Source organism: Brotocaccenecus cirricatena (assembly GCF_020687045.1).
GTDB classification, from domain to species: domain Bacteria; phylum Bacillota; class Clostridia; order Oscillospirales; family Oscillospiraceae; genus Vescimonas; species Vescimonas cirricatena.
On sequence record NZ_JAJEPW010000039.1, the window covers coordinates 1 to 19,015 of the forward strand.

At 53.8% G+C, this 19,015-nt stretch carries 15 protein-coding genes and 1 pseudogene; 14 read left to right on the forward strand and 2 right to left on the reverse strand.

Features of this window, described 5'->3' with window-relative positions; translation table 11 throughout:
- Positions 1–283 (reverse strand): annotated as a pseudogene (locus LKD37_RS11900) (hypothetical protein); the annotation flags it as partial.
- Between LKD37_RS11900 and LKD37_RS11905 the strand changes: the two are divergent.
- Entirely contained in the window at positions 282–638 is a 357-nt protein-coding gene (locus LKD37_RS11905) for a TnpV protein (RefSeq protein WP_302929414.1), read from the forward strand. The pseudogene LKD37_RS11900 and the gene LKD37_RS11905 overlap by 2 nt on opposite strands.
- Before the next feature lie 140 nt (positions 639–778).
- On the forward strand, positions 779–9,121 hold the full coding sequence (locus tag LKD37_RS11910) for a helicase-like domain-containing protein (RefSeq protein WP_302929415.1): 8,343 nt from the start codon (positions 779–781) through the stop codon (positions 9,119–9,121).
- A 21-nt stretch (positions 9,122–9,142) separates the two neighbouring features.
- On the opposite strand, the gene LKD37_RS11915 is transcribed toward LKD37_RS11910, so the two are convergent.
- Positions 9,143–9,403 carry a hypothetical protein gene (locus LKD37_RS11915; RefSeq protein ID WP_302929416.1) on the reverse strand — a complete coding sequence of 87 codons (261 nt, stop codon included), beginning with the start codon at positions 9,401–9,403 and terminating at the stop codon, positions 9,143–9,145.
- A gap of 69 nt (positions 9,404–9,472) precedes the next feature.
- Here LKD37_RS11915 and LKD37_RS11920 point away from each other — a divergent pair, with 69 nt between their 5' ends.
- The 12 genes from LKD37_RS11920 (at position 9,473) to LKD37_RS11975 (ending at position 19,005) form a co-directional block, all read left to right on the forward strand.
- The gene (locus tag LKD37_RS11920) at positions 9,473–10,027 is read left to right on the forward strand and encodes a DUF3849 domain-containing protein (RefSeq protein ID WP_302929417.1); all 555 of its coding nucleotides are present in this window, start codon (positions 9,473–9,475) and stop codon (positions 10,025–10,027) included.
- A 2-nt stretch (positions 10,028–10,029) separates the two neighbouring features.
- A complete protein-coding gene (locus tag LKD37_RS11925; protein ID WP_302929418.1) occupies positions 10,030–10,365 on the forward strand; it encodes a plasmid mobilization protein in 336 nt (111 codons plus the stop codon).
- 103 nt (positions 10,366–10,468) lie between these two features.
- Entirely contained in the window at positions 10,469–10,759 is a 291-nt protein-coding gene (locus LKD37_RS11930) for a CD1845 family protein (protein WP_302929419.1), read from the forward strand.
- A 58-nt stretch (positions 10,760–10,817) separates the two neighbouring features.
- On the forward strand, positions 10,818–12,317 hold the full coding sequence (locus LKD37_RS11935) for a relaxase/mobilization nuclease domain-containing protein (RefSeq protein WP_302929420.1): 1,500 nt from the start codon (positions 10,818–10,820) through the stop codon (positions 12,315–12,317).
- A 362-nt stretch (positions 12,318–12,679) separates the two neighbouring features.
- Positions 12,680–13,795 carry a tyrosine-type recombinase/integrase gene (locus LKD37_RS11940; RefSeq protein ID WP_302929421.1) on the forward strand — a complete coding sequence of 372 codons (1,116 nt, stop codon included), beginning with the start codon at positions 12,680–12,682 and terminating at the stop codon, positions 13,793–13,795.
- Between the two features lie 306 nt (positions 13,796–14,101).
- Positions 14,102–14,710 (forward strand): TetR/AcrR family transcriptional regulator, encoded by a 609-nt coding sequence (locus LKD37_RS11945; protein WP_302929422.1) that lies wholly within the window; start codon positions 14,102–14,104, stop codon positions 14,708–14,710.
- 8 nt (positions 14,711–14,718) lie between these two features.
- On the forward strand, positions 14,719–15,495 hold the full coding sequence (locus LKD37_RS11950; RefSeq protein ID WP_302929423.1) for a signal peptidase I: 777 nt from the start codon (positions 14,719–14,721) through the stop codon (positions 15,493–15,495).
- A 68-nt stretch (positions 15,496–15,563) separates the two neighbouring features.
- A complete protein-coding gene (locus LKD37_RS11955) occupies positions 15,564–16,205 on the forward strand; it encodes a hypothetical protein (protein ID WP_302929424.1) in 642 nt (213 codons plus the stop codon).
- Positions 16,206–16,300: 95 nt separating this feature from the next.
- Positions 16,301–16,867 carry a hypothetical protein gene (locus tag LKD37_RS11960; RefSeq protein WP_302929425.1) on the forward strand — a complete coding sequence of 189 codons (567 nt, stop codon included), beginning with the start codon at positions 16,301–16,303 and terminating at the stop codon, positions 16,865–16,867.
- Between the two features lie 57 nt (positions 16,868–16,924).
- On the forward strand, positions 16,925–17,563 hold the full coding sequence (locus LKD37_RS11965) for a TasA family protein (protein ID WP_302929426.1): 639 nt from the start codon (positions 16,925–16,927) through the stop codon (positions 17,561–17,563).
- Positions 17,564–17,757: 194 nt separating this feature from the next.
- Positions 17,758–18,309 carry a hypothetical protein gene (locus LKD37_RS11970; protein ID WP_302929427.1) on the forward strand — a complete coding sequence of 184 codons (552 nt, stop codon included), beginning with the start codon at positions 17,758–17,760 and terminating at the stop codon, positions 18,307–18,309.
- A 12-nt stretch (positions 18,310–18,321) separates the two neighbouring features.
- On the forward strand, positions 18,322–19,005 hold the full coding sequence (locus tag LKD37_RS11975; RefSeq protein ID WP_302929428.1) for a hypothetical protein: 684 nt from the start codon (positions 18,322–18,324) through the stop codon (positions 19,003–19,005).
- The last annotated feature ends 10 nt before the right edge of the window (positions 19,006–19,015 follow it).

The window sequence follows — 19,015 nt, forward strand, 5'->3', positions numbered from 1 at the left end:
CTACAACATTGACGATTCCTATCTTGATGGGTATGATGAGTTCAACGCCGAGGTACAGTTCCGAAACGCTGCAAAAGTCAGCATTACCTACATGCTGATGAGCCGGTGCGGACTGGAGCCGGAAGCCTATCTGGAACCGGAAGATTTCATGCCCGTGTTCGACTTCAACACCCCGGCTGCGGTTGCGGCGCTGGGCACGGCGGTCAGCGAGATCAGCCAGCAGGTACTCAGACAGATAGAAGTTGCCATCCGAAATTATGAGCGCGAAAGGAGCCAGAATCATGACCGAATTGACTTACACGAAGAACGGAGATTACCGGATTCCCGACCTGAAGCTGAGCGAGGAACCGGAGAGCACGCCCTTGGGCAAGTACGGGATGCTGCGGAAGACCTACCTTCAGGAGCATCGCCCCATCCTTTGGAACCAGATGATCCTGTCCGAGACGCTGTTCCCGCACCTGCGGGAGATCGACGAGACGGCGCGGCAGAGGCTGGAGCAGATGATGCCAGAGTTGATGAAGTCGGCGGGCGTGACGGAAGCGCTGAAAGCCAGCGACCCGATGAAGTGGGTGGGGCTGATGAACAGTTGCAAGGCGCAGGTGGAAGAGATTATTCTGAACGAGCTGGTGTACAATTAACATCGCTTGAACCGGAAGCGGAACCGGTGCAACCTCCGATATCGCAGGCATACCAACTGAGCTTGTTTCCTACGGAAGCGGAACAAATTGCATATATCGACACAGCGGAGAGCGTTAATTCTATGCTCTCCGCTTTTTCTATGTTCATTTCTCGGGATGATATTGACCACATCCTGCGCGCGGGCGGTAATGCGGATGAAGCACGCACGAAAATCGCCGCGGAGTTCTCCAAGCAAAAACCCGTAGAGGATCGAGCGGCATTCCTCAAAAATCTCTACTACGGCGGCAACGGCTTGATTACGGAAAACGGTAGGTTTTCCGCATGGTATGGCGACGATGGCATCCACATTGCAAAGGGTGATGTTGCACGGCCTCTCCATTCTGCACAGGTTATCAGTTGGACGGACGCAGCGGAGCGCGTTGAGGAACTTCTGGACGGCGGCACATTTGCCACCAATCCTGAAGTCACGGAAGCTCCTCGCTATGAGCGGCTGAGTATCTCCGTTGCAGTCTGGAATCTTTACCATGATTTTTCAGATGAAGCGAAGTCGCTGGGGTATCTGTCCTGCTTAGGCAATATCCACAGCACTAATTTCCCGGAGGAAACGGAACGCCTGACGGATGATCTGCTGAATCCGGAGTTTCGGGAAAGGCTTCTGGCAGAATACAGAGTATTTCTTGACGCCTACCGCGAAAACCGTGCGCTGCTGCGCTTCCATTACCACAAGTCGCAGGCACTTCTCACACGTTTGGAAGATCTGTCATTGCCGCGCAAAGAATATCACTCCGATATGGCGGTTGTTCCGAAGACTGGCCGGTTTATCACTGAAGATGAAATTGCGGCTTCTCTTGCAAATGGAAGCGGCTTTGAAGGCGGGAAAACCCGCATCTATGAATTTTTCCAGACACCGCACACGCCCAAAGAGAGCGCCGATTTTCTGAAAAAGGAGTACGGCATCGGAGGACGCACCCATGCTGTATCCAGAGAAAGCGGCAGCTATGAAGATCACGGCAGCAAAGGCATTGTGCTGAAAAAGAACGGCTGTGCAGACATTCAGATGAATTGGAACAAGGTCGCTTCGCGCATCTCGGAGCTGGTTCGGTTGAACCGCTACCTTACGCCGGATGAGCAGGCAGCCTATGACAAGGAAATGGCGCAGGACGCCATGCGGAACGCGGTTTATAACGACTATAACGACGTAAAGGCGGCGCACCCCGATGAAATTGTGCTGTATCAGGTTGGGGACTTCTTCGAGCTGTATGGCGAGGATGCGCGGGCAGTTGCAGATGATCTCAGCCTTGAGCTGACGCGCCGCAATTTGGAGGGCGCTGGCCGTGTTACCATGTGCGGCTTTCCTGCAAAGGATTTGGAGAAATACGTTGAAAAGCTGCGGGAAAAGCATGATATAACAATTTCGCGTATTGGCGATTCCAGCCATGAACACACGGCATATACGCTCCCGTCCATCGACCATGAGGCAGAAAACGCCATCAATGCTTATGAAGCGGAATTTGGCGCAGATGGAACGAGGGTGTTCCGCGACCCTGCCGCCGATGTACCCCAGCCTACGTTGCAGGAACGTTTGGAGCATTACAGACCAGTGGTGATGGCGGCGGTTTCGGAGGATACCGCCTATCGCAACGCCTGCGGTCACTCTGACCGGGAGAACGCCGGTATCGAGTGCAATGCCGCCGTGCGCCGTGCCATTCTCGGTTCAAAAGATATGGAGCTTATCCGGTTGTTCTCGGATATGCCAGAGTTCCGCAGCCGCTTGCATCAGGAGGTTTTTGAGGGAACCTATGCGCGGCTCCATGATCTGCTGCATCCGCTCTCGCAGGACGATATAGACGATGCACTCCGTGCATGGAACGGAAATGTCGAAAGCAAACACGCTGTAGTGCGGTATATGCAGCAGCATGGACGTGAAAAAGAAACTGCTGCATGGCTTGCTCACGAGTACGGCGGCAAGGAGGGCAACAATCTCTTTATCATCCGCGCCGGAAGTCCAGAAACCGTTGAACTGACATGGCCGAAAGTACAGCGGCGGATTGCGCAGCTCATCCGAGAAGATAAATTCTTCACAGAACAGGAAAAGTCTCTGCTGGAAAACAACCCGGACTATCGCCTTTTGGGTCGTTTGCGGGCAGACTGCGAATACTTCCTTGGAGCAGGCAACCGCGCAGAAAAGCACCTGTGGGCGGGCAGCGTCTATGCGCAGATCGTCAAAATGCGGGAGCTTTATGACGCGCTTCCTCAAAAGCCGGAATGGCTGACCAAAGAAATGATTGATGATTATGCCGAGCGGATGGCCCCACGGTATCAGGTCGTGGCATATCATCACTTTGAAAACGGCTTTGATGAGAAACTGGACTATCAGACGCTGGAAGAAGCAGAAAAAGCCGCACAGGGCTATGTGGACGGTACGATGGAAAGCGACGGCTTCGCATATGATGGTGCAGCCATCTACGACCAGCAGGCACGGAAGCATCTGCGCATCTATGGCAATTACCCGGACGAACGGGCACACGCAGAGGTAGCGGGACGTGAGCTGGTCGAGGAACCGGCATTGCTTATGGAACGGGCAAAATGGCTGATCTCCGACTTCTGCCGGGGTGAATACGGCTCAGAGGCGGATTTCAGCGACCCGGCGAAGATCGGCGTCGCCTACACCACTGTCACAGACGATGAGATTCCCATTCAGGTGAACATTGACCTTGTGAATTATCGGCTGGAGCGCTATCTGGATGATGAGCATCTGGAAACCCGGCAGTACGGCTCTTTGCAAGAGATTATTACCAACGAGCTGGAAAATCTCGATTTCAGCGACCTCATTCACGTTTCGGATGAGGATGTGGAGCAATACCACTGGCATGAGCCAGAGGAAGCAGTTACAGACGTTCCCGAAACAGCTCCTGTCCCGCAGAGAGAACAGTTCCCGTATTCCGTAGGCGATACGGTGTATCTGGAAAATGGAAAGCCCTATATCATCGAGAGCATCGGCATCTTTGATATTACCCTCAGCGACCCGACGCTTTTCTATCCCATCTCCCGCGCGGAGAGCAGGGAGAGCTTCGCGCGGCTCATGGAGCGGTATCCGCAGCCGGAAAAGACCGCCGCAGAGAATACGGTTGTCCCCGAAAAAGAACCAAAACCCGCCTACACCGAGGAAACCGTGGCGGTATATCCCGGTGACAAAAGCAACCTCCCCTATGATGTGGAGATTCGCACTCTGCGCTTTGACGAGCCGGAGCATGACCCGCCCTCTGCGGAACCTGTCGAGCCTAAACCGCCTGCCATGAGCGAGGAAGAAAGACTGATTCTGGAGCATGAAGGTCGAGCAGCGCTTTCGGAAATGGGCGAGTTTTTGCCTGATTTTGATGATGCCATCTCTCAGGCCGAGATCGACGAGCCTCCCGCACATCGTCCTGCGGTATCTATCCCCATTGACGGCGAGTGGCAGGACTTTCCCAATGCCGCCGCTGCGGAGCAGGCCGCTTATGCTGACTTCAAGGCGGCAAGCCACCGCAACGCGCAGAATTTTCACATCACCGATGATGCCCTCGGCGTCGGCGGCGCAAAAGCAAAGTTTCGGGCAAATATGGCGGCTATCCATCTCCTGCAAGAGCTGGAGTTTGAGGGCTTACAGGCCAGCCCGGAGCAGCAGGAAATCCTCTCCCGCTATGTGGGCTGGGGCGGTCTTGCGGATGCCTTCGACGAGAACAAGCCAAACTGGTCGGACGAGTTTGCAGAGCTGTACGCCACACTTTCCCCGGAAGAATACGCTGCTGCCCGCGCCTCCACGCTGAACGCCCACTACACCAGCCCCACCGTTATCAAGGCGATCTATGAAGCGGTCGGCAATATGGGCTTCCAGACCGGCAACATTTTGGAGCCGTCGATGGGCGTCGGCAACTTCTTCGGCTGTCTACCGGAAACGATGCAGGGCAGCAAGCTCTACGGCGTGGAGCTGGACAGCATTACCGGGCGCATTGCCAAGCAGCTTTACCCCAAGGCGGACATTACCATCGCAGGCTTTGAGACAACGGATAGAAAAGACTTTTTCGACCTCGCTGTGGGCAACGTCCCGTTTGGACAATATCAGGTAGATGACCGGGCTTATAACAAGCTCGGTTTTTCCATTCACGACTATTTCTTTGCAAAAACGCTCGGCCAGGTGCGTCCGGGCGGCGTGATCGCGTTCGTGACCTCTCGCTACACGATGGATAAGCAATCGCCCGAAGTCCGCAGGTACATCGCGCAGCGGGCGGAGCTGCTGGGCGCGATCCGTCTGCCCAACAATGCGTTCCGCGCCAACGCCGGTACGGATGTCGTTTCGGATATCATCTTCCTGCAACGCCGAGATCGTCCCATTGAGATCGATGAGGACTGGATTCACCTTGGGCAGTCCGAAAACGGCTTTGCCATCAACAGCTACTTCGCAGAGCATCCGGAAATGGTGCTCGGAACCCCATCTTCGGAGAGTACGCAGTACGGCAAGCAGGATTATACCGTCAGCCCCATAGACGGTGTAGATTTGGGAGCGCTGCTCCATGAAGCAGTGCAGAAAATCGGCGGTAAATATCAGGAGGCAGAGCTGCCAGACCTCGGTGAAAACGAGAAGATCGGCACGTCGATTCCCGCAGACCCCAATGTGAAAAACTTCTCCTACACCATCGTGGACGGTGAGGTGTATTACCGGGAAAACAGCGTCATGGTCAAGCCTGACCTGAACGCAACGGCAAAAGAGCGCGTCAAGGGCATGGTGCAGCTCCGGGACTGCGTACAGAAGCTCATCGGGCAGCAGATGGACGGCTTCGTCTCCGATGAAGCGATCCAGCAGACACAGCGGGAGCTGGATACCCTCTATGATTCTTTCACGGTGAAATACGGCCTTATCAACGCTCGCGCCAACAATCTGGCATTTTCGGATGACAGCTCATACTTCCTGCTCTGCTCTCTGGAGGTGCTGGATGAAGAAAACAACCTCAAGCGCAAGGCAGACATTTTCACAAAGCGCACGATCCGTCCCCATGAGGCCATCACGTCCGTGGATACGGCATCGGAAGCGCTGGCGCTGTCCATCTCGGAAAAAGCCTGCGTGGACATGGACTATATGGCTCAGCTCTCCGGCAAAAGTCAGGACAAGCTGGTCAATGAGCTGACCGGCGTTATCTTCTTTGACCCCGTGGAGCGTGAATGGCAGACAGCGGATGAATATCTCTCCGGCGATGTCCGTGAGAAGCTGCGCATTGCCCGCAGCTACGCCGCGCCCGGATTCCCCAAAGACGGCCTTGCGAACTACGCCGCCAATGCTGCGGCTTTGGAACAGGCGCAGCCCAAGGATCTGGATGCTTCGGAAATTGAAGTACGCCTCGGCGCAACGTGGATCGACAAAGAGTATATCAGGCAGTTCATGTTTGAGCTGTTGGAGCCTGCTTTCTATGTGCGCCGGAGCATTGATGTCAACTATTCGGATTTCAGCGCGGAATGGAATATCACCGGCAAGAGCGTCGTAGGCCGCAGCGACATCAACGCCAACATGACCTACGGCACGGAACGCGCCAATGCCTACAAGATTCTGGAGGACACGCTGAATCTGCGCGACGTGCGCATTTACGACACCATTGAGGATGCAGACGGCAGAGAGAAGCGCGTGCTCAACTCCAAGGAGACCACGCTTGCCCAGCAGAAGCAGCAGGCCATCAAGGACGCTTTTCAGGAATGGATATGGAAAGACCCGACGCGGCGGCACGATTTGGTTCAGAGGTACAACGAGCTTTTCAATTCCACCCGTCCGCGCGAGTACAACGGACAGCGTATTACGTTCTCCGGCATGAATCCGGAGATACAGCTTCGGGAACATCAGCTAAATGCCGTTGCTCACATTCTGTATGGCGGCAACACGCTTCTTGCGCACGAAGTCGGCGCGGGCAAGACCTTCGAGATGGTCGCGGCAGCGATGGAGAGCAAGCGTCTCGGTCTTTGCCACAAGCCCATGTTTGTGGTGCCCAATCACCTGATCGAGCAGTGGGCGTCGGAGTTCCTGCGTCTGTACCCCTCTGCCAATATCCTCGCCGTTACCAAAAAGGACTTTGAGCCGAGAAACCGCAAAAAGTTCTGCGCCCGCATCGCCACCGGCGATTATGATGCCGTCATCATCGGACACAGCCAGTTTGAGCGTATTCCGGTCTCCAGAGAACGGCAGGAGCGGATGCTGCAAGAGCAGATTTATGAAATTGAAGACGGCCTGATGGAGCTAAGGGCAAACAACGCCGAGCGTTTCACCATCAAGAGTCTGGAAAAAACGAAAAAGAGTCTTGAAGTGAAGCTCAAGAAATTGCAGGACACCGGCCGCAAGGATGATGTTATCACCTTCGAGCAGCTTGGCGTAGACCGGCTCTATGTGGACGAAGCCCACGCGTTCAAGAATCTGTTCCTCTATACAAAAATGCGCAATGTTGCCGGTCTTTCCACCTCCGATGCGCAGAAGTCTTCGGATATGCTCCTGAAATGCCGGTATATTGATGAGATCACCGGCAACAAGGGTATTGTGTTTGCGACTGGCACGCCGGTGTCAAACTCCATGACGGAACTGTACACCATGATGCGCTATCTCCAGCACGACATGCTCCAGAGAAAACACCTGACGCATTTTGACTGCTGGGCTTCTACCTTTGGTGAGACTGCAACGGCCATTGAGCTTGCCCCGGAGGGCACCGGCTACCGGGCGCGTACCCGGTTTTCAAAATTCTTTAACCTCCCGGAGCTGATGCAGCTATTCAAGGAAGCCGCCGACATCAAGACGGCGGATCAGCTTCATCTGCCCACGCCGACGCCCATCTATCACAACGTCGTGGCACAGCCGACAGAGATTCAGAAAGGCATGGTGCAGGAGCTTTCCGAGCGTGCCGCTAAAGTCCATGCGGGAATCGTGGACGCAAGCACCGACAATATGCTCAAGATTACGTCGGACGGGCGCAAGCTGGGGCTTGACCAGCGCGTCATCAATCCCGATCTGCCTGATGAGGCAGGCAGCAAGGTCAATATGTGCGTGGACAATATCTATTCCGTCTGGAAGGACGGACAGGCAGATAAGCTCACCCAGCTCGTCTTCTGCGACCTCTCCACACCGAAAGCGGCAATGCCTGCATCCAGAGCGGCAAAAGCCGCAGGCGGGAATCTCGACAGCCCGGAGCTTCACGCGCTGGAAGCTGCCGTTGGGCAGGATGCAGCCGAAGAACCGGCGTTCACGATTTACGACGACATCCGGGAAAAGCTCGTCGCCCGCGGCATCCCCCGTGAGCAGATCGCGTTCATCCATGAAGCGAATACCGAAGCGCGAAAGAAAGAGCTGTTCGCAAAAGTGCGCGCCGGTCAGGTGCGTGTGCTCATGGGCAGCACCTTCAAAATGGGCGCTGGTATGAACGTGCAGGACAGGCTCGTGGCACTCCATGACCTTGACTGCCCGTGGCGTCCCGGTGATTTGGAGCAGCGCAGCGGCCGCATCATCCGTCAGGGCAACCGCAACAAGGAAGTACACATCTATCGTTACGTCACCGAATCCACATTCGACGCCTACCTCTGGCAGACAGTGGAGAACAAGCAGAAATTCATCTCTCAGATCATGACCTCAAAATCCCCGGTTCGCTCCTGCGAGGATGTGGACGAAACAGCCCTTTCCTACGCAGAGATCAAGGCGCTGTGCGCCGGTGACGAGAGGATCAAAGAGAAGATGGATTTGGATGTGGACGTTGCGCGATTGAAGCTGATGAAGGCCAGCCATCAGAGCCAGCAGTACAAGCTGGAGGACAGCCTTTTGAAGAAATTCCCGGAGGACATTGAAAAGTCCAGGGGGTTCATTTCCGGTCTTGAGGCAGATATGAAAACGCTGGCGGCGCACCCACATCCGGAGGACGGCTTTGCCGGTATGACGGTCAAAAACGACAATCTTACGGATAAGGACAACGCCGGTGCGGCGCTCTTGGAAGCGTTCAAGGATGTGCGGGGTATGGAGCCGGTGCCCGTCGGCACCTACCGCGGATTCCAGATGTCCCTTACGCTGGAGGATTTCGGCAAAGACTATGTTCTGACGCTAAAGGGGCAGATGACCCATCGCGTGACGCTGGGCAAGGATGCACGCGGCAACCTCACGCGTATCGACAACGTTTTGAACGCCATGCCGGACAGATTGCAGAATGTCCGAAACACGCTGGATGCGACCACCGCACAGATGGAGGCCGCAAAGGCGGAGCTGGGCAAGCCCTTCCCGCAAGAGGAAGAGCTGCGCGTAAAATCTGCACGGCTTGCAGAACTCAACGCCGAGCTGAACATCGACGAGCGCACGCCCATGGAGCAGTTGGCGGATGATGCTGCGATCTCTGCAAAGGCAGAGCGCCCCTCCGTACTGGCACGGCTGAAAAACACACCGACGCGCCAGACGCAAGACACGCCCGAAAAGCAGCGGGAGCAGGAAAGCAGATAACAAAACAGCGCCGACGAGGAATTACTTTTCCTTGTCGGCACTATCCTGCACCTTTGCCTCTTTCTCGCGGCGGCGCTGCTTCTGCTCTGCCTTTTTGCTGCGCTTTGCCTCTATCTCATGGAGCCAGTCTTTGACGGGAGCCTTCCACGGCTCGCTTTTGCTGGGAATGTTCTTGATAAGGCTGCGCGGATTCAGCCCCAGCCGTTTGGCGAGGGCGATATCTTCGTCATCCAGTCGGCAGCGCTTCTTTGCTTCCTGCCAGAGCTGATCGTTGCTTGCCATTTTACCACCACCGTTTTTCTTATTATACGGAAAGAACAAGTACAAATCAAGATTACAAGGAGGACGATTATGGAACGTAATGATATCCAAAAAATTTCTTCTGAAACCGCAAATATCCCTGTCTATAAGCAGAGCGCAGAGTATGCCATTGAGCATGATGAACTGCCCGCCTACCGGGAATCCTTTCGCGTAAACATGGCCTGCCGGGACGCGCTGGAATCCGCGATCCATGAAAGCTACCACGACTATTGTCTCGATACAGGCAAGGCCGCCGCACAGGTTGCAGCGCAGTTTGGAATGGAGCGTGTGGCGTATGTGCTTGCCAATACCGTGCGTGCGTTTGACCACGACGGGCGAATCAGCCGTGATAACAAGGCGTGGGCGCAGACGGTTCCGGTCTGTACCGATGCCGACGAATGGGGGCATGAACGTAGCCGGTATTTTCTCGTATCGCAGGTCAATCCCGGCCTTGTCAATCTGCTTGTCTCTCGTGTGCGCGAGGAGCTGGCAAAAGAAAAAGCTGCACCGGCAAAACGTCCCTCCGTGCTGGAGAAGATTCAGAAAAACAAAACGGCGATTCAGACAAAGACCGCAGAGAAAAAGCTGCCGGGACAGGAGCGATGACCATGGCCAGAAACAGAAATGTGCAGATTATCTTCTGGGTATCCGAAGCGGAAAAGCGCATGATCGAAGAAAAAATGACGCAGGCGGGCATGACCAATCTCAGCGCCTATCTGCGTCGCATCGCCATTGACGGCATGATCGTCCGGTTGGAGCTGCCGGAGCTGAAAGAAATGGTATCACTTCTTCGCTATGCCAGCAACAACATCAATCAGATTGCGCGGCGGATGAATGAATCCGGGCGCATCTACGATACAGATTTGGAGCAGGTCGTCCAAAATCAGGAACAGCTTTGGGACATGGCGAATGGGATACTAACGCGACTTGCTGCAATAAAATAATGGGATTCTGATTCCGACCATTGTGCTCAAAAAGCTTTTGACATCCTTGCGCTTTACAGCAACTCGTGTAGAATAGAATCAGAAAAGAAAGGAGCTGACGGCAATGAGATTGATTCTGAAAATTTTACTTGCACCGGTCATGCTTGTCCTCGCGTTTCTGATCTGGCTCTGCACGCTGACCCTGCATATTTCTGCGGTGCTGCTGAATGTTCTGTCTGTGCTTCTCGTCCTTGTGAGCATTTTCAGTTTCATCGACCACGATGTAAAAAACGGCGTGATCGAGCTGGTAGCGGCGTTTCTGCTCTCACCATACGGACTGCCGATGCTAGGTGCTTGGTTCGTTGCACAGCTTCATCTGCTGCGGGACTGGATGAAAGAAAAAGTATATTGGTAACGCAAGCGCGGGAGTGTAAAAGCTTCCGCGCTACTTTTTTTCAAAGGAGGTCTTGCCCATGGCGACCACGCGAATCATTCCCATGCACGTCAACAAGGGCAAGACCATTGCCCAATGCCTGACAGAACGGACAGACTACGCAAAGAATCCGGATAAGACGGAAGACGGCGAATATATTTCGGCCTATGCCTGTGATGCAAAGACGGCGGACAGCGAGTTTCTTCTATCCAAGCGCCAGTACCGGCAGCTCACCGGCCGGGAGCAGGCCAGCGATGTGATTGCGTATCAGATCCGGCAATCCTTCAAACCGGGCGAGGTCACACCGGAGGAAGCCAACCAACTCGGCTATGAATTTGCCAGGCGCTTCACGAAGGGCGACCATGCCTTTATCGTCTGTACCCACACCGACAAGCAGCACATCCACAACCATATCATTTGGAACTCCACTACGCTGGACTGCACGCGGAAATTTCGCAACTTCTGGGGCAGCACCGAAGCTGTCCGGAAGATCAGCGATCTTGTCTGTATGGAGCACCGGCTGTCTGTGATTGAGAATCCGAAGCCGTACAGCAAAAGCTACAACAAGTGGCTGGGCGGCAAAGCAAAGCCCTGTCAGCGCGATCTGCTGCGTGCGGCCATTGACGCAGCGCTTGCAAAGAAACCGAAAGATTTTGAGGAATTTCTGAAGCTGGTGGAAGCCGCCGGTTACACCGTAAAACGCGGCAGGCATGTCACCTTCATGCGGGACGGTCAGCCGCAGAATATTCGGCTCCGGTCGCTGGGCGAAGGCTACTCGGAAGAAGAACTGCGGGCTGTGATTCTCGGTACACGGGTGCATACGCCGCGCAGGAAAAAGAGGTATCCTTCCAAGGTGTCGAGACCGACGCTGATTTCACAGATTGAGGCCAAAATCGGCAACGGCAAAGGCGCTGCATACGACCAGAAGCTGAAAGTTGTGAAGCTGAAAACCATGGCTGAAACGCTGCTCTTCATCCAGAAGCATGATTTCGCGGATTTCGATGCGCTGGCCGATTATGCGGATGCTGCAAGCAACAGGACGAAGGAACTGACGGCAAAAATAAAGGCGGCAGAGAGCCGCATGGCAGAGATCGCCGTTTTGAAAACGCACATCATCAACTATGCCAAAACCAGAGATATCTACACTGCTTATCGCAAGGCCGGGTATTCCAGAAAATATTACGATGCGCACGAGAGCGACATCACCATCCACAAGGCAGCGAAGAAGGCGTTTGACGATCTGGCGCTGAAAAAGCTGCCCACCGTCAAGAGCCTGCAAGCGGAGTATTCCGATCTGCTCGTGCAGAAGAAGCTCGATTATGCAGAGCTTTCCAAGGCTCGTGACGAAGCGAAGCGGCTCCAGATTTATAAGGCCAACGCCGAGATGCTCCTGCGCACGGATGCCGACGACCAGCGGCAGACAAGAGAGCATCAACAGAAAAATAGCACTGCAACGCAGGGCGCAGCCGAACGGGAACCGTTCGATCAATCAGGGGGTTGGGAGAGTTTCCCCAACAAGCAGCAGGGAGATTTCCGGTGACGGAAATCTCCCTGTTCGTCAAGTTTGTATAAACGCAGGCATTGCTTGCCAAGTGTAACGTCTCAAGCGCGGCTTCTTATTTCGTGGAGTTCATCACTCCATGACCCTTACGCCCTATAATATTCATACCAGATTATAGCACTAAGCTCGGTAAAAATCAATAGGAAGAGGTGAATTCGCGGCAGTTTTTGAAAAAAGAAATCGGGGCACGGGTGTGAACCTGCAAATATGTGCCCGATTCCTGCTGCTGACACGTTCGACTGACGGTTTATCGCAGTCAAATGCGCAGTCTGGAACAGCTTGGTGCTGTTGGTAGAATGTGTGTTGCCACAACGTTTTCAAAAAATTAGGAGGTTCTCAAGATGGCAAAAGGCGAAAACATTTTCAAACGCAAGGACGGCAGATGGGAAGCACGCTATATCAAAGGATACGAGCTTTCCGGCAAAATCAAGTACGGCTTCTGCTATGGCAAGACTTATCGGGAGGCCAAGGAAAAAGTGACCAAGTGCAAAGCGGCGCTGGTCAATGGGAAGCCAATTCCCAGCACGAACTCCCGGCATCGCTTTTCGTTCTACTGTGACGAATGGCTGCGTATGCGAAAGCCCAAAGTGAAGGAGTCTACCTATATTAAATATGATACCGCTCTGCGGAAGCACATCAAGCCGAAGCTCGGCGGCTGCTTCCCCATGGGCATGACGACCGGCCTGATCGACGACTTCACAGAGGAGCTGCTTTTCGAGGATGAGCTGGCTCCGAAGACCGTGCATGATGTGCTTGTCGTTCTGCACAGTATCCTGAAATACACAGCAACATTTTTCACCGGAGGATTCCCGGCTATCGAGATCAATTACCCCAAGCCGGGGAAAAAGGAAATGCGAGTGCTGTCCCGCGAAGAGCAGACGCGTTTCGTTTCTTATCTTCTGGATGATATGGACACCTGCAAGTTTGGCGTGCTGCTGACGCTGTTCACAGGCGTTCGGATCGGAGAGCTTTGTGCGCTGCAATGGGGCAATATATCCTTAAAAGAACAGACGATCCGTATCGACGCCACGCTTCAACGGCTGCGCGATACCAGCGCCGCCGGCAGCACACGGACAAGGATCGTGATCGGTACACCCAAAAGCGATACTTCCATCAGGACGATTCCCATAACAGACTACACGGCTGAGCTTTGCGGGAAGATGAATCCCCACAGTTCAGCCGCTTACGTTTTAACCGGCACGGAAAATTATATGGAGCCGCGTGCTTTGCAGTACAGAATGGAGAAATATACCCGCGAATGTGGCCTGGAGGGCGTTCATTTTCACACGCTTCGTCACACGTTTGCGACGCGTGCTGTCGAGGTTGGATTTGAGATCAAGTCGCTTTCGGAGGTGCTGGGACACGCGACAACGACTATCACGCTTGATCGGTATGTCCACTCTTCTCTGATTTTGAAGCGGGACAATATGAAGAAATTGAACGCCGTAGGGTTCTGAAATGCGCAGTCAAGCTTTTGTGTCATGCGCCCGAAAAAAAGCACAGGTATTCCAGTGTTTTGCCGCCTTGGATGGAGTGATTTGATGGAGTGATGAACTCCACGAAGCACCGAGTCCCAAGGCTTTTTTGATATGAAGGAGGTTTGACGTGAAGATTCTGATCGTGGATTGAATGTCCGTCTGTCCGTCGAGTGATGAACTCCACGATGATTTTTCGCCAAAACCAGCAGATCAATCGGCGCGTGCCGATGCTCTGCTTTCTTTTCCCAGGCAGGATAAGTACCCGCTTATTTTCCAGAAAGTGGTGTGCAGTTGGAAGTACAAGAGATGCGGCAGGTCTTCATCGACAGCGCAGTTCGCGTCGTAGCGCGGGATGGCATGGAGAAAACCACCACCAAAGCCATTGCATCCGAAGCGAAGCTGAACGAGGCATATATTTATAAGTGTTTTTCCGGCAAAGATGACCTGCTCAGCGCAGCACTTCACATGGAGGATGTGAACTTTGCCAACCTTCTGCAAAAGACGCTTCCTATCATGCATATGCCGGGGCTCTCATGGAAAGAGCGGGCGTATATCCTCTGGAAAAAGAGCTGGGACCTTATCTTGAGTAAGCCAGCCGATTGTATCTTCTACATTCGGTACTATTATTCCGCAAGCTGCCGCGCTCATGCATACGAAACACATCTTGCGTGTTTCCAGCCGCTGATTGAAAAAGCAAGCAAGTCTTTCAAGCCCGGCACATACATGGACATGCTCATTCATCAGATCTTCTCCACAATGCTGTTCTTTGCCTCCAGAGTTATGAACGGCGAGCTGGAAAACAGCGAGGAAACGACCCAATGGGCATTTGAACAGATTTATAGCTTTGTTGTGCCAAACGTCAGGGCTGAAGTTTTAGAGGAAGAGGATAAGTAAGAAGCTTTATGGACAAATCTCTTAAGAAAATCTGGAATGTGATCAGCAGCATCCTGGTCGCGCTGGTGGTGTTTCTGGCGCTCCTGCTGGTTGGCGCAAGGGTCGTGGGATTGCAGGTATTCACCGTGCTGTCCGGCTCTATGGAGCCGACCTATCACACCGGTTCGCTGATCTATGTAAAAAAGGTAGACCCCTACACCATAACAGAGGGGCAGCCCATCACGTTCATGCTGGACGAGAATACTGTGGCCACGCACCGTGTCGTGGGTATTGTCCCGGACGAGGAAGACCCCACCGTGATCCGTTTCCGCACAAAGGGCGATGCCAACGAGGCCGAGGACGGTTCTCTCGTACATTATAAAAATGTAATTGGCACGCCGATCTTCTCTATTCCGTATCTCGGCTATGTTGCGGATTATATCCAGCACCCGCCCGGAATGTACATTGCCATATCGGCGGGCGCTGTCCTGCTGCTGCTTGTGTTCATTCCCGACATTTTTGCAGACGACAAAGACAAGGACGAGAACAAAAAGAAAAAGTCTTCCCGGCGCAAGAAAGGCGCTCATGCCGCGGCGCACAAGGCCGCTGCGGTCGATGCCGCCCCGGAAGAACCTGCCGGTGAAAGCCTGACCGACGAGATTCGTCGGAAAACCGATAACCTGCTCACAGACGACGAGGTGGAAGCCATTCAGCAGGTCGTCGAGGCAGGCCGCTTTGACAAAGCTGCCGCTGATGCGCTCCGGCAGGAGCTGATAAAACGGGAAGCGGAACGGGATGCGCAGTAAGCGCTTCATTGATTCAAGGGCAATGCCGCAAGGCTCCCTATATAACAATTTTTTAGGAGGTTTTCGTGATGAAAACAAGAAGCAAGGCTCTGCTCCTGACCCTCTGTGCGGTGTTGCTTGTTACCGCCTCGGTGCTGGGAACAATGGCGTTCCTGACTTCCAACGATGAAGTCGTCAACACATTCAGCGTCGGCTCCGTAGCAATCAAGCTGGACGAGGCCAAGGCGAATACTGACGGCTCTCTGGTTGACGGCGCTGATCGTGTCAAGGCCAACAGCTACAAGCTGCTGCCGGGTCACACCTACAACAAAGACCCCATGGTCACCGTTCTGAACGGCAGTGAAGCCAGCTACATCAAGATGACTGTCACCTTCTCCAAGGCCAGTGCTCTGGATGCTATCTTTGCTCCCACCGGCGCAGATCTGACCAGCATCTTCAACGGCTATGATGCTGCGAACTGGGTCTACAAGGGCAACACCAAGGATGCGACCGCAGACACCCGCACCTATGAGTTCTGGTACAAAGAGACTGTTGGCGCTCCCACTGCTGATGTCGCTCTGGACGCTCTGTTTGATTCCATCACCGTTCCAGGCACTATCACGAATGAGCAGCTTGCAACCATCGAGGGCATGACCATCACCGTCAATGCTTACGCCATTCAGGCTGACGGCTTTGCTAACGCAGAAGCTGCCTGGGCTGCTTTCAACTAATCTCTTATGATTCCAACAGATGCGAGAAACACCGATTTCGACATCTGTTGAAATAAATCCTCATCGCAAATACCCGAGGAAAGGAGGAAAACGACATGAAGAAGAAAGGTTTGGCATTGTTTCTGGCGCTGACTCTACTGGTCGTTGGCGTTGTAGCAGGTACGTTGGCATGGCTGACCGCGAAGTCTGATGTGGTAACGAATACCTTTACCACCAGCGACATCAAGGTTGAGCTGAAAGAGACCACCGGCACGGAGTACAAAATGATTCCGGGCTACACCATCAGCAAGAACCCCAAGGCGACTGTTCTGGCTGGCTCCGAAGAGTGCTACCTGTTTGTGAAGCTGGATAAGTCCGCAAGCTTCGATACCTACCTTGAGTATGTTATCGCTGACGGCTGGACGAAGCTCGATGGTGTCGATACGGTCTACTACCGTGTTGTTGATGGCACCACCAATCAGATCGGCACACCTTACAGCGTTCTGAAGGACGATCAGGTCACTGTTAAGGGTTCTGTTACCAAGGAGCAGATGAACGCTCTGGATGCAGAAGGCGCTGTAAAGCCCACCCTGACGATCACGGCCTACGCCTCTCAGCTCCATAAGAACGCTACTGAGACCTTTAGCGCTTCTGAGGCTTGGAACAACATCGCAAACAAGTAACCCTCTGCGCGCGGGCGCAGACAAGATACCAAATACTTATTTAAGGAGACTGAGTACATGAAGAAGAAACTGACCGCGATTTTCCTGTGCGTCGCACTGGTCGCAATCGCCATCGTAGGCGCATCTCTGGCCTACTTCACCGACACCAAGACTGCCACAAATACATTCACGATGGGCGATGTCAAGATTAAGCTTGATGAAACCAACGTCAATGATCCCGAGGGCGATCGTGTTGCCAGCAACGAATATAACGTTTATCCCGGTGCTGTCGTGACCAAAGACCCGATTGTCCATAACGTTGGCCAGAACGCCGCCTATATTCGTGCGACTGTTAACGTTGAAAACTGGATGAATATGTGCGCTGCGTATTTCCCCAATTTCGGTATTGCCTATCCCAATCAGGGTTATGAACAGTCTCTGATGCTTCTCGTTGATGCGCTTGGTGAAGGCTGGAGCATTGTGGGCGTTACGACTGGCACTCCTTTCGAGATGGGCAATTTCAGTGCTAAATTCATTCTGAAGTATGACGGAACTCTGGCTTCCGGTGCTGATACTACTGCGATGTTCAATCAGGTGAAGATTCCCGCTGCCATTGAGAATGGTCAGACCTTCGGAACTATTACCGTTAAGGCAGAAGCGATTCAGGCTGATGGCTTTGATACTTGGGAAGCAGCTTTTGCCGCATTTGATGCGTAATTCACTTTAGCACAGCTTTGCAATTGGCTGTGCTATTCCCCTCCACCTATGTGGTCTGTACCCTTCGGGGTACAGGCCATATGAGAGCACCCGGCAAGACCGGATGTTCTCATATGGTCTGACAAGACCATGCAACTTCGTTATCAAATTCCGGAGCGGAGGTTTGCAAATACAGCTTGAGAGGAGTAAGGACTATGAAGCGAAAAATTTTGATTCTGTCGGTGCTGGCCATCTGCATTGCCACGTTCGCCGCCGGAACCATTGCGTTCTTTACCGCAGAAGGTAAGGCGCACAATGTCATCACCACCGGCGGCGTGGAGATCGCAGTGCAGGAATGGGCGGATGACGAAAAAACCAAGCCCTTTGAAAATCTGAGCGGAGTGATGCCCAACACCACCGTCACCAAGATTGCGGAGGTGAAAAACACCGGAGCGTCCGACGCATGGGTACGGGTAAAAGTGGAGAAGAATATCAAGCTTCAGGGCGAGGGTACGCCGGATACCGGTCTGGTGGAGCTGACGCTCAACACCGCCGACTGGACGGAAAAGGACGGCTACTATTATTATTCCAAGCCCCTGAAGCCCGGAGAAATCACCGCGCCCATCTTCACCGCTGTAACATTTAAGCCCGACATGGGCAACGAGTACCAGAACGCCACGGCAACGGTGGATGTTTCCGCCCAGGCCGTGCAGACCGCCAACAACGGCGATACCGTTATGGACGCCAAGGGTTGGCCCAATTCGTAAGGAGGCAGCGCTATGAAGAACAAAAAAGGATTCGCACTGATTGTCAGCCTTGTGTTGGTTATCGGAGTAGTGCTTCCCGGCACGCTGGCGCTTTCTACCGATCAGGCCGCTACAAACGGCGAGATTACGGTCACGGAAGAAACCCAGACTCCCACGCCGGAGGTAACGGAAACGCCAACACCCACAGAGGAACCCAAGCCGACGGAGACCCCCCTGCCCTCCGAAACCGAGAAGCCTTCCGAGACGGAAAAGCCTGCGGAAACGGAGAAGCCTGCCGAGACTGAGGCTCCCAAGGAATGCACCTGCGGCGCAGCCGAGGGCGAGACGCATAAGGAGGGCTGCCCGCTGTATGTGAAGCCCGTATCTAATGCTTCCAAGCATATCGATACCTGCACAGAGGGCTGCATCGGCGAGGATTGCAAATGTCCCTGCCATCTGTTTGACCGGCTTATGGCCTGCCAGACGCTGGAGGAGATCGAGGCTATTATCAAGGCAACCCCGGAGGATGTACTGAAGTCTTTGTCGGAGGAGAAGGTCGCACAGGTGGAGGCGTACATGGACTCGCTGATGCCCGCGCCCTTGCCCGCCATCGTTATTGAAGAATCCGAACCTCCCGTGGAGAGTGAGATTTACCGTCCTACGGTGAACTATACCAATGTTGCGCCCTTTGGCGAACCCGTCACCGGCGGCAATTAAGGAGGCAGAG

What these genes read in the sequence shown, in the direction of transcription:
- LKD37_RS11905 (WP_302929414.1), top strand. Translation starts at nt 282, where the DNA reads ATGACCGAATTGACTTACACGAAGAACGGAGATTACCGGATTCCCGAC.
- LKD37_RS11910 (WP_302929415.1), top strand. Translation starts at nt 779, where the DNA reads ATGTTCATTTCTCGGGATGATATTGACCACATCCTGCGCGCGGGCGGT.
- LKD37_RS11915 (WP_302929416.1), bottom strand. Translation starts at nt 9,403, where the DNA reads ATGGCAAGCAACGATCAGCTCTGGCAGGAAGCAAAGAAGCGCTGCCGA.
- LKD37_RS11920 (WP_302929417.1), top strand. Translation starts at nt 9,473, where the DNA reads ATGGAACGTAATGATATCCAAAAAATTTCTTCTGAAACCGCAAATATC.
- LKD37_RS11925 (WP_302929418.1), top strand. Translation starts at nt 10,030, where the DNA reads ATGGCCAGAAACAGAAATGTGCAGATTATCTTCTGGGTATCCGAAGCG.
- LKD37_RS11930 (WP_302929419.1), top strand. Translation starts at nt 10,469, where the DNA reads ATGAGATTGATTCTGAAAATTTTACTTGCACCGGTCATGCTTGTCCTC.
- LKD37_RS11935 (WP_302929420.1), top strand. Translation starts at nt 10,818, where the DNA reads ATGGCGACCACGCGAATCATTCCCATGCACGTCAACAAGGGCAAGACC.
- LKD37_RS11940 (WP_302929421.1), top strand. Translation starts at nt 12,680, where the DNA reads ATGGCAAAAGGCGAAAACATTTTCAAACGCAAGGACGGCAGATGGGAA.
- LKD37_RS11950 (WP_302929423.1), top strand. Translation starts at nt 14,719, where the DNA reads ATGGACAAATCTCTTAAGAAAATCTGGAATGTGATCAGCAGCATCCTG.
- LKD37_RS11955 (WP_302929424.1), top strand. Translation starts at nt 15,564, where the DNA reads ATGAAAACAAGAAGCAAGGCTCTGCTCCTGACCCTCTGTGCGGTGTTG.
- LKD37_RS11960 (WP_302929425.1), top strand. Translation starts at nt 16,301, where the DNA reads ATGAAGAAGAAAGGTTTGGCATTGTTTCTGGCGCTGACTCTACTGGTC.
- LKD37_RS11965 (WP_302929426.1), top strand. Translation starts at nt 16,925, where the DNA reads ATGAAGAAGAAACTGACCGCGATTTTCCTGTGCGTCGCACTGGTCGCA.
- LKD37_RS11970 (WP_302929427.1), top strand. Translation starts at nt 17,758, where the DNA reads ATGAAGCGAAAAATTTTGATTCTGTCGGTGCTGGCCATCTGCATTGCC.
- LKD37_RS11975 (WP_302929428.1), top strand. Translation starts at nt 18,322, where the DNA reads ATGAAGAACAAAAAAGGATTCGCACTGATTGTCAGCCTTGTGTTGGTT.